The 16543-nt window shown below is 58.8% G+C and carries 13 protein-coding genes; 4 read left to right on the forward strand and 9 right to left on the reverse strand.

The features are described from left to right. Window positions 1-160: 160 nt before the first annotated feature. Window positions 161-1156, reverse strand: a complete 996-nt coding sequence (locus J3P85_RS26410; protein WP_434704081.1) for a GlxA family transcriptional regulator — start codon at window positions 1154-1156, stop codon at window positions 161-163. Window positions 1157-1254: 98 nt separating this feature from the next. Here J3P85_RS26410 and J3P85_RS26415 point away from each other — a divergent pair, with 98 nt between their 5' ends. Together J3P85_RS26415 and J3P85_RS26420 are read left to right on the forward strand one after the other, a co-directional pair. Beyond that, complete coding sequence (locus J3P85_RS26415; protein WP_434704082.1) at window positions 1255-1812, forward strand: cysteine hydrolase family protein; 558 nt, start codon at window positions 1255-1257, stop codon at window positions 1810-1812. Between the two features lie 90 nt (window positions 1813-1902). Next, on the forward strand, window positions 1903-2520 hold the full coding sequence (locus tag J3P85_RS26420) for a hypothetical protein (protein WP_434704083.1): 618 nt from the start codon (window positions 1903-1905) through the stop codon (window positions 2518-2520). Between the two features lie 50 nt (window positions 2521-2570). Here J3P85_RS26420 and J3P85_RS26425 read toward each other — a convergent pair whose 3' ends face one another. Both J3P85_RS26425 and J3P85_RS26430 read right to left on the reverse strand, forming a co-directional pair. Next, a complete protein-coding gene (locus J3P85_RS26425; RefSeq protein ID WP_434704084.1) occupies window positions 2571-4958 on the reverse strand; it encodes a TIM-barrel domain-containing protein in 2388 nt (795 codons plus the stop codon). Beyond that, window positions 4955-6271, reverse strand: coding sequence for an MFS transporter (locus tag J3P85_RS26430; protein ID WP_186707724.1), 1317 nt, complete (start codon window positions 6269-6271; stop codon window positions 4955-4957). The genes J3P85_RS26425 and J3P85_RS26430 overlap by 4 nt, the downstream gene beginning before the upstream one ends. A gap of 211 nt (window positions 6272-6482) precedes the next feature. Here J3P85_RS26430 and J3P85_RS26435 point away from each other — a divergent pair, with 211 nt between their 5' ends. Further along, window positions 6483-7550 (forward strand): LacI family DNA-binding transcriptional regulator, encoded by a 1068-nt coding sequence (locus J3P85_RS26435; RefSeq protein WP_434704085.1) that lies wholly within the window; start codon window positions 6483-6485, stop codon window positions 7548-7550. Between the two features lie 126 nt (window positions 7551-7676). On the opposite strand, the gene J3P85_RS26440 is transcribed toward J3P85_RS26435, so the two are convergent. Together J3P85_RS26440 and J3P85_RS26445 are read right to left on the reverse strand one after the other, a co-directional pair. Further along, a complete protein-coding gene (locus J3P85_RS26440; protein ID WP_003206078.1) occupies window positions 7677-8198 on the reverse strand; it encodes a single-stranded DNA-binding protein in 522 nt (173 codons plus the stop codon). A gap of 9 nt (window positions 8199-8207) precedes the next feature. Further along, window positions 8208-9605, reverse strand: coding sequence for an MFS transporter (locus J3P85_RS26445; RefSeq protein ID WP_186707728.1), 1398 nt, complete (start codon window positions 9603-9605; stop codon window positions 8208-8210). Window positions 9606-9784: 179 nt separating this feature from the next. Between J3P85_RS26445 and uvrA the strand changes: the two genes are divergently transcribed. Beyond that, a complete protein-coding gene (uvrA, locus tag J3P85_RS26450) occupies window positions 9785-12619 on the forward strand; it encodes an excinuclease ABC subunit UvrA (RefSeq protein WP_186729629.1) in 2835 nt (944 codons plus the stop codon). A gap of 177 nt (window positions 12620-12796) precedes the next feature. Here the strand turns inward: uvrA and bfr are convergent, their stop codons facing one another. The 4 genes from bfr to J3P85_RS26470 all read right to left on the reverse strand — a co-directional run bounded on the left by bfr (window position 12797) and on the right by J3P85_RS26470 (window position 16522). Continuing rightward, window positions 12797-13261: a bacterioferritin gene (gene bfr / locus J3P85_RS26455; RefSeq protein ID WP_434704086.1), complete on the reverse strand. Its 465-nt coding sequence runs from the start codon at window positions 13259-13261 to the stop codon at window positions 12797-12799. Window positions 13262-13419: 158 nt separating this feature from the next. Continuing rightward, a complete protein-coding gene (locus J3P85_RS26460; protein WP_434704087.1) occupies window positions 13420-14868 on the reverse strand; it encodes a catalase in 1449 nt (482 codons plus the stop codon). Window positions 14869-15091: 223 nt separating this feature from the next. Then, window positions 15092-15478, reverse strand: coding sequence for a 50S ribosomal protein L17 (gene rplQ / locus J3P85_RS26465; protein ID WP_003186009.1), 387 nt, complete (start codon window positions 15476-15478; stop codon window positions 15092-15094). Between the two features lie 42 nt (window positions 15479-15520). After that, window positions 15521-16522, reverse strand: a complete 1002-nt coding sequence (locus J3P85_RS26470) for a DNA-directed RNA polymerase subunit alpha (protein WP_003186012.1) — start codon at window positions 16520-16522, stop codon at window positions 15521-15523. Window positions 16523-16543 lie beyond the last annotated feature (21 nt).

The following is a 16543-nucleotide window of genomic DNA, read 5'->3' on the forward strand; positions in this document are numbered from 1 at the left end:
GCCTGCAGTCACAGCCTCCAACCTGTGGCGAGGGAGCTTGCTCCCGCTGGGCTGCGCAGCAGCCCCAATATATCAACTGACACACCGCGGTGAGTTCCTTTGGGGGGGCGCTTCGCACCCCAGCGGGAGCAAGCTCCCTCGCCACAAAAAAGGTTCAGCGTCAGGCTTTGGGAGTGCTCGATGGGCTCACTCCGAATCTCGCCCGATAATCACTCGGCGCCAACCCGGTGATTTTCCTGAACGTCGCACGAAAGGCGCTGGGGTCCTGGTAGCCGACGGTCCAAGCGATGTGGTCGATGGTGCCGTTGGTGAACTCCAGCATTTCCCGGGCCTTGCCGACCCGCAGGTGCTGGCAGTATTCGGTGGGCTTGAGGCCGGTGGCGGCACGGAAGCGGCGCAGGAAGGTGCGCTCTTCCAGTCCGGCCCGTTCGGCCATTGCGCCGAGGGAAACCTCCACCGCGCCGTTGCCTTGCAACCAATGCTGAACCTTGAGAATCGCCCCGTCGCCATGGCCGAGGATGGGCGCGAAGTTACTGCCGCACTGGCTCGCGCTGTCGCTGTGTTCGATTACCAGGAACTGCGCCGTGCGCGTAGCGATGCTGGGCCCGAGCAGGCGGTCCACCAGGCGTAGCCCCAGTTCCGACCAGGCCATCAGCCCGGCGGTGGTGATCAGATCGCCGTCGTCGACGATGGGTTTGTCGGCGTTGAGCTTGATCTTCGGGTAACGGGCAGCGAAATTCTTGGCCGAGGTCCAATGAGTGGTGGCGCTGCGCCCGTCGAGCAAGCCGCTCTCGGCCAACAGGATCGAGCCGACACACACACCGCCAAGCACGGTGCCGCCCGCATGTTGTGCACGCAGCCAATCCATCAGCGCCGGCGTCGCCAGGCCTTCATCGAAACCGGCGATGGATGGCGGGATCAGCAACGCAACCAATGGGCCCACCGGACCGGTTTCGCTGTCGAAGACCCGCCGCGGCGCCTCGTCGTTATCGGTCTGCCAGTGACTGACCCGCAGCCGTGGCAATTGTGCACTGGCCTGCTCGGCCGCGATCCGCTGGGCCACGGCGAACAGATCGGTCAAGCCATGCACCGCCGCCATTTGCGCGCCGGGGTAGATGAGCACCCCAAGCTCGGCAACTGCCCTTTGCTGCGTCATTGTCAGTTTTCCCTCGCTTATTGTCGTTGCGGCCAATCCTCGACCCGGTGGTAAACGCCAATACTGGCGCCCTACCCAACCTGATCGAGGAAGCCCTCATGTCCAAGCAAGCGCTCATCGTAGTCGATATCCAGAACGACTACTTCCCACAGGGAAAATGGCCACTGGTCGGTGCCGACGCCGCCGCCGATAACGCCGCGCGGCTGATCGAAGCCTTTCGCCAGGCCGGAAACAGCGTGGTACACATCCGCCACGAATTCACCTCCGACGACGCGCCTTTCTTCACCCCAGGCTCCGAAGGCGCGCAGTTGCACCCCAAGGTGCTCAACCGCGCCGACGAACCGGTGGTCCTCAAGCACTTCGTCAATTCGTTTCGCGAAACCGAACTGCAAGCCCTCCTTGAACAACACGGCATCGAACAACTGGTGGTGGTCGGCAGCATGAGCCACATGTGCGTCGATGGCGTCGTGCGGGCGGCGGCGGACCTGGGTTACGGCGTCACGGTGGTCCATGATGCCTGCGCGACCCTTGATCTGGAATTCAACGGCGTTGTGGTCCCGGCCGCCCACGTGCACGCGGCGTTCATGTCGGCGCTGGGGTTTGCTTATGCGAGTGTGGTGAGTACCGAGCAATTCCTGAGCGACAGCCAGGCGTAGGCGCAGCCATAAACAGCAAGCGAAAATGACTAGGCGTGTGCGAGTCGTTACGACGAGAATGGCCGGGTATTGTTCCCAGGAGCCAGCCGCATGAAACGCAAACGCCCGCCGCGCCTGGTCGAATCTCCCTTTCCGATCGCTACCTCAGCGCCACGGCACCCGCCCACCTGGGATTGCTCAAGCGACGTATCCAGGCCGGGATTCCTGGGCACCATGATTTACGCTGCGGGGATGTTGCTGGCCCTGCCCGTCTATTGGCTGGCAGTGTTTACCCTGATGCTGTTCAAAGTCGAAGGCCTGTCGCCGATTCACAAGCAGATCATTATGGAACCGCTGGTTATCGCGCTCATGTTCATCAGTGCGTTCGCGGCCGTCTGCGTGATCAACTGGCTGGCATCCGGACCCGAAGTCCTTGGGTTCTGCTTCGACGAACGCCAGCAACGCCTCACCTTCACCCAGCGTCGCCCTGCCCGGCAAAGCACCGAAGAAAGCGTCCCCTACAGCGATATCCATTACATCAAGCCCTACACCTTGACCACTTTTGCCAACGTGAATCACTTTGATGTCGGCTACACCGGAGCCGATGGCAAACCGATTTCGCTTCGGTTTCGAGCGGACATCCCGGTGGCGGAAATGGCGTTTCATGCCACGTGGCTGACGCAGTCGATTGGCGAGAGGATGCAGGAGCTATTGGATCTGGACTTGTAAGCTTTTGGATTTGCCCTCCTGGACTGGGGAGGGCAAGGCTTACCAGCGAATCAATGACGTTGTCGATGCTCCGGAATATCGGCCAATTTCAAATCGCAGCCGCTACGGCCATTGATTCTCAAGGCTCTCGCATCCACGCCCTTCAAGGACACCTCAAGCTGCTCCCACGCTGGACGAAAATCCCCCGTTCTGGCGATCGTCAAATCAATGAAGTCCGGGCCATATTCAAGGGTCCATTTGATGACGAGGCAGTTTCCATTTTTCCAGTCATGACTGATGCCGTCGTCTTCAAACAACACACCGCTGGAGGCGCCTGAAGGTGCAGGGAAAACCACCAGCTCGCGACGCCGATCAAGCGAGGGATCGTTAAGCTTGTGGCATTCACCGGTCGGTATCGCAGCGCCCCCTCGCACCAACAAGGGCAACCGTTCCAAAGGCGCATCCAGGACAACATGCTGGCCGCCTTCGTACCAGTCACCGGTATGCCAGTCGCACCATCCTGTCGCATTCAGGGGTAGCCAAACCTCGCGCTCGCGTGCGCCTTCCTCCACAACGCTGGCGACGAGGATGTCTCGCCCAAGCACGAATTCGTCGTTTTCCTTGAACGTTTGAGGGTCATGCTCGTGGTCAAGAAACGTAGGCCGCAAAATCGGCTCATCTGCGTGACTGGCTTGCCACAGTAAGGTGTAGAAATAAGGCATCAACCGATATCTGAGCCTGATCGCGTCACGGACCGCATCGGTGACCGTTGGATGCATCCAGGGCTCATTGACCGTGCCATCATCGTTCCAGGAGTGAATGGTGAAGCGCGGATGCATCACACCATTCTGGACCCAACGGACAAACAGCTCGGGATCCGGTTTATTGCCGGAAAACCCACCGACATCGTGCCCCACGTTGTACAACCCCGACAGGCTCATGCCCAGGCCCATGCGGGTGTTGTAGCGCAGTGTTTGCCAGTTGGTTCGGTTATCACCGCTCCAAGTCTGAACATAACGCTGCATGCCGGCACACCCTGAGCGTGAGATGAGGTAGGGCCGTTCCGATGGCGAAAAGCGCTGTTGTGCCTCTAAAGACGCTCTCATCATCAACAATGCCATGACGGGCCGGATATGTTTGATTGCTATCTCGCGCCCAAAGCCTTGGCAACGTGCCTCACCGTCCCACACCTCGAATTCATTGTTGTCGTTCCAGGTGCATTCGATGCCCAGTTCCAAAAGCTGTGAGGTGACATTTGACTGCCACCAACTGACAGCCTCCGGATTGGTGAAGTCCAGATGCGAGCCCTCATCGTCCCAGAACACCGAGCGCTCCGGCGTGTCGTGTTCAGAGTCGCGGATGAACATCTTTTGCTTGGCCACCTCGGCGTAGCGCGGATGGTCCTGCAGCAGACAAGGCTTAATGTTGGCAATCAGCCTGACGCCGGCATCGCGGTAGGCCTGGGCCAGCGCCTTGGGATCCGGGACTTTTTCATGGTTCCAGTTGAACACATAGCGTTTTTCGCCAATGGAGGTATACCCGGATGACAGTTGGAAAGAGTCACAGGGAATATCGTGCTGACGGCACAGGTCAAGAAACCCCAGCAACTGTTCCTGGGCGTTTTCAGCGTCGGTGTAATGCATGGTCGAGCCGCTGTAGCCCAGGCTCCATTTAGGCAGGAACAAGGTGCGGCCGGTCAGGCGAACAAACGCCTTTGTCACATCCAGTATGCGCGGGCCTGCAAGGACCCAGTAGTCGAGGTCACCGGCATCCGCCTTGTACCGACGATAGGGTCGGTGATAGTTATCCAGCTCGTTACCCAGGTCAAACAGGCTGGTGTTCAGGTTGTCATAAAACATCCCGAAGCTGGCGTGTTCCTGATGCGTGATGACAAAGGGAATATGCTTGTACAGCGGGTCGGTGCTCGCAGCGTCATACCCCATTGCATCCAGGTTACGCATTTCAAAACGCTTGCCGGCGCGATTCAAATCGCCGGTTTTTTCGCCGAGCCCGTAATAGCGATGTTCAGGCCCGCGCAGCTGGTAATGCTCCAGGCCTTCACCATGAGCGTCAAGCGCATAGGCACCGGTGGGCCGATCCGAGACCAATGGCCTCCAGCCCTGGCCATCATGGTATTCCCACTGCAACCACAGCGGACGATTCACCGTGATGCGCAGTTTTTTAGTCGTCAGTACCAACCGGTCGTGGAACGCTTCGACCCGATACGCGGGCAAAGAGAAATCCGCTACCGACTCGCGGGGCCGGCCCTCCCAGGCGACGTCCTCCCGGGGCGCAATGCTCCAGGTCCGATCCAATGCCAAGGCGCCTGCACGCATGAGCAGGACACGCGCCAAACCGTCTTCGAGGATATAGATTCTGAAGAGATGTCGGCCCTCGACCAGGAGCTCGATGTAGCCTTTTTCCTGGGCCTGCATCGTCCAGACCTTAAGTGACTTCATTGGGCCCGCACCGCTTTAGGTTTGGACACTCTGTCGGCGATAAACAAAATCATGAAAAATGCACCTATAAAGTCAAAGAGCCCCATCGCAATGAACAATGGGTTGAATCCTATTTTGTCCACGCTGACACCGATGATCAGCGAGAAAATAAAGCTGGCAATCCAGGCGCATGAACCTCGCATTCCGTTCACGGTCGCCAACTCATCCCGATCAAACGTTTCGACGACCAGTGCGCTTAACATGCAGGAAATAATCTGGTGGCCAAAACCGCCGACGGAAATAAGCGCAATCGCAACATAGGGGTCTTTCACCTGAGTCATCACGGCTAACGAAAACATCAGGAACGCGCCGGTGATTGAACTGGCGACGATCGAGTTCACCCGGGTGCACTTGAAAAACCGATGGTAAGCGCGTGAGAGATAACCGCTGGCGATACTGCCCAGATCCGCCGCCAGAAACGGAACCCAGGCAAACAGTACGATTTGCTTGAGGTCCATTCCTCTTTCGTTGGCCAGATACAGCGGCACCCAAAAACTCATGACCGCCCATGCCGGTTCTGCCATGAAGGCGGGAAGCGCGATACCGTAAAATCGCTTGTCCCGGCCAATCTTTTTCAACGCTTTGAAAAATGGCATTTGCTGGCCGATTTTTTCGCCGTCTTGTTGGATATGCTCCAACTCATTGGGCGACAAGCGCGGGTGGATATTGGGGGCGTGGTAGAGCCATCCCCAGACGGCGGCCCATATCAGGCCGATCCCCCCGGAAATCAGAAATGCGCCCTGCCAGCCCAGGCTTACATGAGCCAGATAGATGATGGGAGGGGCGAGCATCGCCCCCAGGGAAAAACCAACCCCCGCCCAGCCCGCGGCGATAGGCCGTTCCTTTTTTGGAAACCAGTCCCCTATCGCCTTGGCATTGGCAGGCGTAGCCGCTGCCTCCGAAGCGCCCATGAAAAAACGCAGAATCGCCAGATGCACCCAACTCGCTGCCCCGGCATGGAGAAGGCACATCACTGACCATACGATGGCGCATATCACGAAGCCGAGCTTGAGCCCGATCGCATCGATCAGCCACCCGCAGATGGGCTGGAAAACGGTATAGGCAAGTTGAAACGAGGCGACCACCCATGAGTACTGTTCAGTCGACATGCTGAAGGTGGTTTTTAGTTCGGGCGCCAGGATGCCCAATGAATTGCGGGTTATATAGTTGACGGTGACGCCGAGTAAAAACAGCGAGAGCATCCACCAACGCAGATGCGGGATGAATTTTAGCTTGGCCGAAAGTCGAGCATTGCGTTCGATATCGATAGTCATCAATTCTTCGCCTGTCGCCGGATTTTCCGGCGTTTTGTTTTTATTTGAGGCTTGACGCTATGGCAACTGCCCAGGACTCGTACAGAAGCAAGCCTGTATAAATTTACATTCTGCTCTTGCACTGCTTCGCAGAAACCCAAGCACGCTAGGATTGATAGCCCTTTTCTGCTATGAAAGCTTTTACATAAATTGTCTCAATGGATAAGCCGCGGTGGCGAAACTACGCATTGCTGAAATAGCGGCACAGACGGGCCTGTCCATCGCGACGGTGTCGCGGGTGCTTGCTGGCAAATCAAATACCCGCCCGGCCACGAGAGAAAAAGTGCTGGCGGCGGCTCGTCAACAGGGCGTGATGGAGGGCCTCGCCAATGGTCGTTTCCTGCTCAACGGGCTGACCATCTTCGCGCCCTCGCGGGCCTTCAACGTACGCTCGGATATTTTTTACTACAAAGTTATCCAGGGCATTACACAGGCGGTCGCGCAACATGATGTACGAGTCCGCTACTGCGAGCTTGAAGAGGTCGATAGCGACGCATTGTTGTTTTTGGAAAAGATGAATCAGAAGGACACCGGCGCGGCGATCCTGATTGGCATCGATGATCCCCACATACACCAACTGGCGGCCGATCTCAGCAAGCCGACGGTACTGATCAACTGCATCGATCGCAGCATGCGCCTGCCCTCGATATCGCCCGACCACTTTTTAATCGGTCATTATTCGATCAATTATCTGTTTCAGATGGGGCACCGAAATGTGCTGACTCTACAATGTCTCAGGCGCTACACGATGGATCTGCGGATACGTGGAATTCGTGAGGCATGGAAGGAGCAAAATCTCGAATTTATCGAAGCCAAACACCTATTGGTTGCCGAGGGTTTCGGCAGTGCTGAATCCGAAGCGCGGGTAGCGGCCTTCATGGAAAACTGCGCACCTGACGACCGACCGACTGCCATCCTGGCCGGGGGTGACTTCATGGCAGCCGGGGCCGTTAAAGCGCTCCAGAATGCTGGCTTGAGGGTTCCCCAGGATGTTTCAGTGATGAGCATGGACGGGTTCAACCTGGCGGACATCAACGATATACCGCTCACCACGCTTCACGTACCCCGCGATGAATTGGGCGCAGAAGCGATAAGGGTCTTGAGGCAGCAGCTTTTCGAACCGCGATCGCCTTGTGGCAATCTTCTTCTCGGTGGGCAACTCATCACCGGCAACTCAGTGCGACGCATCAAGCACAGCGCCAAGCAAATGCCTGTCTATCAGAAGATTATTTATGACTGATTGATTCGCGGCTTTGCACAGGGCGAAAAAAACCCTCCAGGCTTTGCAGCGAAGAGGGTTTTTTCGAACTTGAGGTATCAGCGAGTGAGGAGCCTCATCGACCAATACCACTGAGTCCTAGGCAGGTCAGAACGGAATATCGTCATCAAAGCTGTCGAAATCCGGAGCCGGCTGCGGCGCGGCCTGTTGTGGGGCCGGGCGCTCGCGTTGTGGCTGTGGTGCCGACTGTGGACGAGGTGCCTGCTGGCGCGGGGCCGGAGCCGACTGCTGGTAGTTGTTGCCACCTTGCTGCTGGTCGCCCTGCGGACGGCCACCGAGCAACTGCATGGTGCCTTGCATGTCCACCACGATTTCGGTGGTGTAGCGCTTGATGCCGTCTTTTTCCCACTCGCGGGTCTGCAGCTTGCCTTCGATGTACACCTGCGACCCCTTGCGCAGGTATTCGCCGGCAATCTCGGCCACCTTGCCGAACATCGACACGCGGTGCCATTCGGTCTTCTCGACCTTCTGGCCGGTCTGCTTGTCGGTCCACTGTTCGCTGGTCGCCAGACTCAGGTTGGTCACGGCGTTGCCGTTCGGCAGGTAGCGAACTTCGGGATCCTGGCCGCAAGTACCGACCAATATGACTTTGTTAACCCCACGGGCCATAACGTTCTCCTAGGCTTCGCACGTAGTCGGGGCCGGGTTGTTCACCAGGCGCTCGAGCGTCGCGCGATCCAATAATTCGGTGTCCAGTTTGATGTATACGGCCGCCTCGTCGGCGACCACCACTGCATCGGTTACTCCAACGACGGCCTTCAGACGCTCGGTCAGGCCAGCCTCACGAATCGCCTCGGGCGATAAGGGCAAGCGCAGGCTCGTCACATAGGGAGGTTCGCGCATGGTAACAGCAAAGGCTAGCCAAAGTGCAGCCAGCGCGGCGCATCCCAGGAACACAACCGACAAACCGCCATGCTGGAACAACCAGCCGCCGAGGATCCCGCCCAACGCCGAGCCCAGGAACTGGCTGGTGGAGTAGACCCCCATCGCCGTGCCCTTGCCGCCCGCTGGTGAAACCTTGCTGATCAGCGACGGCAGCGATGCTTCCAGCAGATTGAACGCGGTGAAGAACACCACCGTGCCGATCACCAAGGCTCGCAAGCTATCGCCGAACTGCCAGAAGAATAGCTCAGTGAGCATCAGCGTCACGACGGCGCCGAGCAAAACTCGTTTCATTTTGCGTCGTTTCTCGCCATAGATGATGAAGGGAATCATGGCGAAGAACGAAATCACCAGCGCCGTCAGGTAGACCCACCAGTGCTGCTCCTTGGGCAGGCCGGCTTTTTCGACCAGGGCCAGCGGCAAGGCGACGAAGCTGGACATCAGCATGGCGTGGAGCACGAAGATGCCCAGGTCCAGGCGCAACAGGTCCGGGTGCTTGAGCGTCGGGATCAATGCCTGGCGCGCCACCCCCGACTCGCGATGCTGCAGCGGCCCGGTGGCGCGCGGCACCATGAACGCCACGATCAGGATTCCCACCAGGGCCATGGCGCCGGTCGCCAGGAACAGGCCTGACAAGCCAAAGGCACGGGTCAGCAAGGGGCCGACCACCATGGCCACGGCGAACGACAGACCAATGGTCATGCCGATCATGGCCATGGCCTTGGTGCGATGTTGTTCGCGGGTCAAATCTGACAGCAGTGCCATGACGGCCGCGGAAATAGCCCCGGCACCTTGTAGGATGCGTCCGGCGATCACGCCCCAGATCGAGTCGGCATTGGCCGCCAGCACGCTGCCGAGGGCGAAGACGATCAGCCCCAGGTAGATGACCGGGCGCCGGCCGATGCGGTCGGAAATGATCCCGAACGGGATCTGGAAGATCGCCTGGGTCAGGCCATAGGCGCCGATCGCCAAGCCGATGAGGGCCGGCGTCGCGCCCGCCAGGTCCATGCCATAGGTCGCCAGCACCGGCAACACCATGAACATGCCCAGCATACGAAAGGCGAACACCAGGGCCAGACCGCTCGCTGCGCGGGTCTCGCCACGACTCATGCGTTCGCTGTGGGGATCTTGCATGGAAAAACCTCATGTGAACCGGCGGCGATTCTACCAGTCCCATCGATTGAGAGGGTATATGGCGACCGTTTGCCGCGCAGTCTTCATGTATGGCCGCAATCGCGTCCTCAATAGTGTGCATCCATCCAGTATTTGCCCGTATACTCCTACGTTTTCGACGCCCGCCGAGCGAGGCCACTTTGGACAAGATCCTGATTCGTGGGGCCCGTACCCACAACCTGAAGAACATCGACCTGACCCTGCCACGGGACAAGCTGATCGTCATCACCGGCCTGTCCGGATCCGGCAAGTCATCCCTGGCCTTCGACACGCTGTACGCTGAAGGCCAGCGCCGCTATGTCGAATCGCTGTCGGCCTACGCCCGGCAGTTCCTGTCGATGATGGAAAAACCCGACGTCGACACCATCGAAGGCCTGTCGCCGGCCATTTCCATCGAACAGAAGTCGACCTCCCATAACCCCCGGTCGACGGTCGGCACCATCACCGAGATCTACGATTACCTGCGCTTGCTGTATGCGCGGGTCGGTATCCCCCGTTGCCCCGATCACGACATTCCCCTGGAAGCCCAGACCGTCAGCCAGATGGTCGACCTGGTGCTGGCCCAGCCGGAAGGCAGCAAGCTGATGTTGCTGGCGCCGGTGATTCGCGAGCGCAAGGGCGAACACCTGATGGTTTTCGAAGAGCTGCGCGCCCAGGGCTTCGTGCGGGCCCGGGTCAACGGCAAGCTGTGCGAACTGGACGAGTTGCCGAAGCTGGATAAACAGAAGAAGCACTCGATCGATGTGGTGGTTGACCGCTTCAAGGTCCGCGCCGACTTGCAACAGCGCCTGGCCGAGTCCTTCGAGACCGCCCTGAAACTGGCCGACGGCATCGCCCTGGTCGCACCGATGGACGACGAACCCGGCGAAGAGATCATTTTCTCCGCACGCTTCGCCTGCCCGATCTGCGGCCATGCCATCAGCGAGCTGGAACCCAAGCTGTTCTCCTTCAACAACCCGGCCGGCGCCTGCCCGACCTGCGACGGCCTGGGGGTCAAGCAGTTCTTCGACACCAAGCGACTGGTCAATGGCGAACTGACCCTGGCGGAAGGGGCGATTCGCGGCTGGGACAGGCGCAACGTCTATTACTTCCAGATGCTCGGTTCGCTGGCGGCCCATTACAAGTTCAGCCTGGACAAGCCGTTCAACGAATTGCCCGCCGACCAGCAGAAATTCATCCTGCACGGCAGCGGCTCGCAGAATGTCGATTTCAAATACCTCAACGACCGCGGCGATATCGTCAAGCGCTCCCATCCGTTCGAAGGCATCGTGCCGAACCTGGAGCGCCGCTACCGCGAGACCGAATCGGCCAGCGTGCGCGAAGAACTGGCCAAGTTTCTCAGCACCCAGCCCTGCCCCGATTGCCGCGGTACCCGTTTGCGTCGCGAAGCGCGGCATGTGTGGGTTGGCGAGAAGACGCTGCCGGCGGTGACCAACCTGCCCATTGGCGACGCCACCGATTATTTCGGTGGACTGAAACTCACCGGCCGTCGCGGCGAAATCGCCGACAAGATCCTCAAGGAAATCCGCGAGCGCCTGCAGTTCCTGGTGAACGTCGGCCTGGACTACCTGACCCTCGACCGCAGTGCCGACACCCTGTCCGGCGGCGAAGCCCAGCGTATCCGCCTCGCCAGCCAGATCGGCGCCGGCCTGGTGGGGGTGATGTACATCCTCGACGAGCCATCCATCGGCTTGCACCAACGAGATAACGACCGGTTGCTCGGAACCCTGAAGCACCTGCGGGACATCGGCAACACGGTGATCGTGGTCGAGCACGACGAGGACGCCATCCGTTTGGCCGACTACGTGGTGGACATCGGCCCGGGTGCAGGCGTGCATGGCGGACACATCGTCGCCCAGGGCACCGCCGCCGAAGTCATGGCGCACCCTGACTCGTTGACGGGCAAATACCTGTCGGGCCGGGTCAAGATCAAGGTCCCGGCCAAACGCACTCCGCGCAACAAGAAGCTGTCGCTGACCCTCAAGGGGGCTCGCGGCAACAACCTGCGTAATGTCGACCTGGAAATCCCCATTGGCCTGCTGACCTGTGTCACTGGCGTGTCTGGCTCCGGCAAGTCGACGCTGATCAACAACACCTTGTTCCCCCTCAGTGCCACGGCCTTGAACGGTGCCACCACCCTGGAGGCGGCCGCTCACGACAGCATCAAGGGCCTGGAACACCTGGACAAGGTGGTCGACATCGACCAAAGCCCGATTGGCCGCACACCGCGCTCCAACCCGGCGACCTATACCGGGCTGTTCACCCCGATCCGCGAACTGTTCGCCGGCGTGCCGGAGTCCCGTTCACGGGGCTACGGCCCGGGGCGTTTCTCGTTCAACGTCAAGGGCGGGCGCTGCGAGGCCTGTCAGGGCGATGGCCTGATCAAGGTGGAAATGCATTTCCTCCCCGACATCTACGTGCCGTGCGACGTGTGCAAGAGCAAGCGCTACAACCGCGAAACCCTGGAGATCAAATACAAGGGCAAGAACATCCACGAAACCCTCGAGATGACCATCGAAGAGGCTCGGGCGTTCTTCGACGCGGTACCGGCCCTGGCGCGCAAGCTCCAGACCCTGATGGATGTAGGGCTTTCGTACATCAAGCTCGGGCAGTCGGCGACGACCTTGTCCGGCGGTGAAGCCCAGCGGGTCAAGTTGTCCCGCGAGTTGTCCAAGCGCGATACCGGCAAGACCCTGTATATCCTCGACGAGCCGACCACTGGCCTGCACTTCGCCGATATCCAGCAATTGCTCGACGTGCTGCACCGCCTCCGCGACCACGGCAACACCGTGGTGGTGATCGAACACAACCTGGACGTGATCAAGACCGCCGACTGGCTGGTGGACCTGGGACCGGAAGGCGGTTCCAAAGGCGGCCAGATCATCGCCGTGGGAACGCCGGAACAAGTGGCCGAGATGAAGCAGTCCCACACGGGTTACTACCTCAAGCCGCTGCTGGAGCGTGATCGGGACTGATTTCACCCCGGGCACGAAAAAGCCCCTGTCATCTCATCGATGGCAGGGGCTTTTTGTTGTTTCCCTGTGGGAGCGAGCTTGCTCCGGGCGGCGATCCGACGATAGCGGTATATCAGTCACGTTTTTGCTGGCTGATCCACCGCTATCGCGAGCAAGCTCGCTCCCACAATGGATACATCAGAACTGCGATTGCAGGTAGTTCTCCAACCCGATCAGCTTGATCAACCCCAACTGCTTTTCCAGCCAGTAAGTGTGATCTTCTTCGGTGTCGTTGAGCTGGACACGCAGGATTTCGCGAGTCACATAGTCGCTGTGCTTCTCGCAGAGTTCGATGCCTTTGCACAGCGCAGCGCGGACTTTGTATTCCAGGCGCAGGTCGGCGGCGAGCATGTCCGGTACGGTGGTCCCGACATCCAGGTCATCGGCACGCATGCGCGGTGTGCCTTCGAGCATCAGGATCCGGCGCATCAGTGCATCGGCGTGCTGGGTCTCTTCTTCCATCTCGTGGTTGATACGTTCGTAGAGCTCGGTAAAACCCCAATCCTCGTACATCCGCGAATGGATGAAATATTGATCACGGGCTGCCAGCTCGCCGGTCAGCAACGTGTTGAGGTAATCGATTACGTCTGGGTGACCTTGCATCGCCCTACATCTCCACAAGCTTTTAAAGGTTGTAGTTTGAACCAAGCTGACCGCAAGGTCACTGCCTCAACGCAATAAAAGCGAAGAAAATCTGAGAAAACCAAGCTAAATAACGCAAAAACCGCCCTAATGAGGGCGGTTCTGCTTCTCGTTTAGACTTAGTTAAGCGCTACGCCCAACGCCTTCGCGATACCTTCCCCATAAGCAGCATCTGCTTTGTAGAAATGCTGCAGTTGACGGTCCACTACGTCCGCCGAGACACCGCCCATCGCGCCAGCGATATTGTTGATCAGCAGGGCTTTCTGCTCATCGTTCATCAAGCGGAACAGCGCACCGGCATGGCTGTAGTAGTCGGTGTCTTCGCGATGATCATAACGATCCGCCGCGCCACTGAGGGCCAGCGCCGGCTCCGCGTAACGCGGGGCCTGCTTCGGCGCCTCTACATAGCTGTTGGGTTCGTAGTTCGGTGCCGCCCCGCCATTGCTGCCAAACGCCATGGCGCCGTCGCGCTGGTAGGTGTTGACCGGACTACGCGGCGCATTCACCGGCAATTGCTGGTGATTGGTGCCCACACGGTAGCGGTGGGCATCGGCGTAGGCGAAGACCCGGCCCTGCAGCATGCGATCCGGCGAGAGGCCAACCCCTGGCACCATGTTGCTCGGGCCAAATGCCGCCTGCTCGACTTCAGCGAAGTAGTTCAGCGGGTTGCGGTTGAGTTCGAGTTCGCCCACTTCGATCAACGGGAATTCTTTCTGCGACCAGGTCTTGGTCACGTCGAACGGGTTCTCGTAATGCGCCGCGGCCTGGCCCTCGCTCATGATCTGGATGCAGACGCGCCATTTCGGGAAGTCACCGCGCTCGATGGCCTCGAACAGGTCACGCTGGGCATAATCCGGGTCGGTGCCCGCCAGGCGTGCCGCTTCTGCTGGCGCGAGGTTCTTGATGCCCTGCAAGGTCTTGTAGTGCCACTTCACCCAGTGCCGCTCACCTTGTGCATTGATCAGGCTGTAGGTATGGCTGCCGAAGCCGTGCATGTGGCGGTAGCCATCCGGAATGCCGCGGTCGGAAAACAGGATGGTGACCTGGTGCAGCGCCTCAGGCGAATGCGACCAGAAATCCCACATCGCCTGGGCACTTTTCAGGTTGCTTTGCGGCAGACGCTTCTGGGTGTGGATGAAATCTGGAAACTTCAATGGATCACGGATGAAGAATACCGGCGTGTTGTTGCCGACGATGTCCCAGTTGCCTTCCTCGGTATAGAACTTCAAGGCAAAACCGCGCGGATCGCGTTCAGTGTCGGCCGAACCACGCTCGCCACCCACGGTGGAAAACCGCAGGAAGGTAGGCGTCTGCTTGCCGATCGACTCGAACAGCTTGGCGCTGGTGTACTGGGTGATGTCCTGGGTGACGGTAAAGGTGCCGTAGGCGCCCGACCCTTTGGCATGCACACGACGCTCGGGGATGTTCTCGCGGTTGAAGTGAGCAAGCTTCTCGATCAAGTGAAAGTCGTCGAGCAGCAACGGGCCGCGCGGGCCGGCGGAGCGAGAGTTCTGGTTATCGGCGACTGGAGCGCCGCTGGCGGTCGTAAGCGTTTTGATCTGGCTCATGCTCAATCTTCCTAGGTCGGTCTTCAAACTGCCGGCTAATCGGCTGGAAAGGAGTATCGATCATGTTAGTGACAGTATCCAAATTCATTAAATCATGGACATCGATAGTCATTATCTAAGACCGACCACTTGCCGATAGCCAAGCCAGGCGAAACGGCCAACCGGCTTTTCTCCAGGCAACAAAAAACCGGGCACAAGGCCCGGTTTTTTGTATGTTGCCGACTTACTCAGCGGATACAGCTTCACCGCTGGTAGCACGATCAACCAACTCGACGTACGCCATAGGCGCGTTGTCGCCAGCGCGGAAACCGCACTTGAGGATGCGCAGGTAGCCACCCTCACGGGTAGCGTAACGCTTGCCCAGGTCGTTGAAGAGCTTACCAACGATAGCTTTCGAACGAGTACGGTCGAAAGCCAGACGGCGGTTAGCCAGGCTATCTGTCTTGGCCAGAGTGATCAGCGGCTCAGCAACGCGACGCAGTTCTTTGGCTTTCGGCAGTGTAGTTTTGATCAGCTCGTGCTCGAACAGCGACACCGCCATGTTTTGGAACATGGCCTTGCGGTGCGAGCTGGTGCGGCTCAGGTGACGACCACTTTTACGATGACGCATGGTTCATTCCTTACCAAACACAACGTTCGGTGATTACGACGATCAGGCAGTCGCCTTGTCGTCCTTCTTAAGACTTGCAGGCGGCCAGTTGTCGAGGCGCATGCCGAGGGACAGACCGCGGGAGGCCAGAACGTCCTTGATTTCAGTCAAGGATTTCTTGCCAAGGTTCGGAGTCTTCAACAGCTCTACTTCGGTACGCTGAATCAGGTCGCCGATGTAGTAGATGTTTTCCGCCTTAAGGCAGTTAGCCGAACGTACAGTCAGTTCCAGATCGTCAACCGGGCGAAGCAGGATCGGATCGATCTCGTCTTCCTGCTCGACAACCACTGGCTCACTGTCACCCTTGAGGTCGACGAACGCAGCCAACTGCTGTTGCAGGATGGTTGCAGCGCGGCGGATAGCCTCTTCAGGATCCAGGGTACCGTTGGTTTCCAGATCAATAACCAGCTTGTCCAGGTTGGTACGCTGTTCGACACGGGCGTTTTCCACCACGTATGCGATACGGCGAACCGGGCTGAACGAAGAGTCAAGCTGCAAGCGACCGATGCTGCGGCTTTCGTCTTCATCGCTCTGACGCGAGTCTGCCGGTTCATAACCACGACCACGAGCTACGGTGAGCTTCATGTTCAGGGCGCCGTTAGACGCCAGGTTAGCGATTACGTGATCGGGGTTAACGATCTCGACATCATGATCCAGCTGAATATCGGCAGCGGTAACCACCCCCGAACCCTTCTTCGACAAGGTCAGCGTAACTTCGTCACGACCGTGCAGCTTGATAGCCAGACCTTTAAGGTTCAACAGGATTTCAATTACGTCTTCCTGTACACCTTCGATGGCGCTGTACTCGTGGAGCACACCGTCAATCTCGGCCTCGACTACTGCACAGCCGGGCATTGAGGACAACAGGATGCGGCGCAGCGCGTTGCCCAGGGTGTGGCCGAAACCACGCTCGAGAGGCTCGAGCGTGATCTTGGCGCGGGTTGGACTGACAACCTGCACATCAATATGGCGGGGTGTCAGGAACTCATTTACCGAAATCTGCATGGATGCACCTATTTTCTAGCC

The organism is Pseudomonas sp. Z1-12 (genome assembly GCF_051132015.1).
Classification (GTDB): Bacteria; Pseudomonadota; Gammaproteobacteria; order Pseudomonadales; family Pseudomonadaceae; genus Aquipseudomonas; species Aquipseudomonas zanjanensis.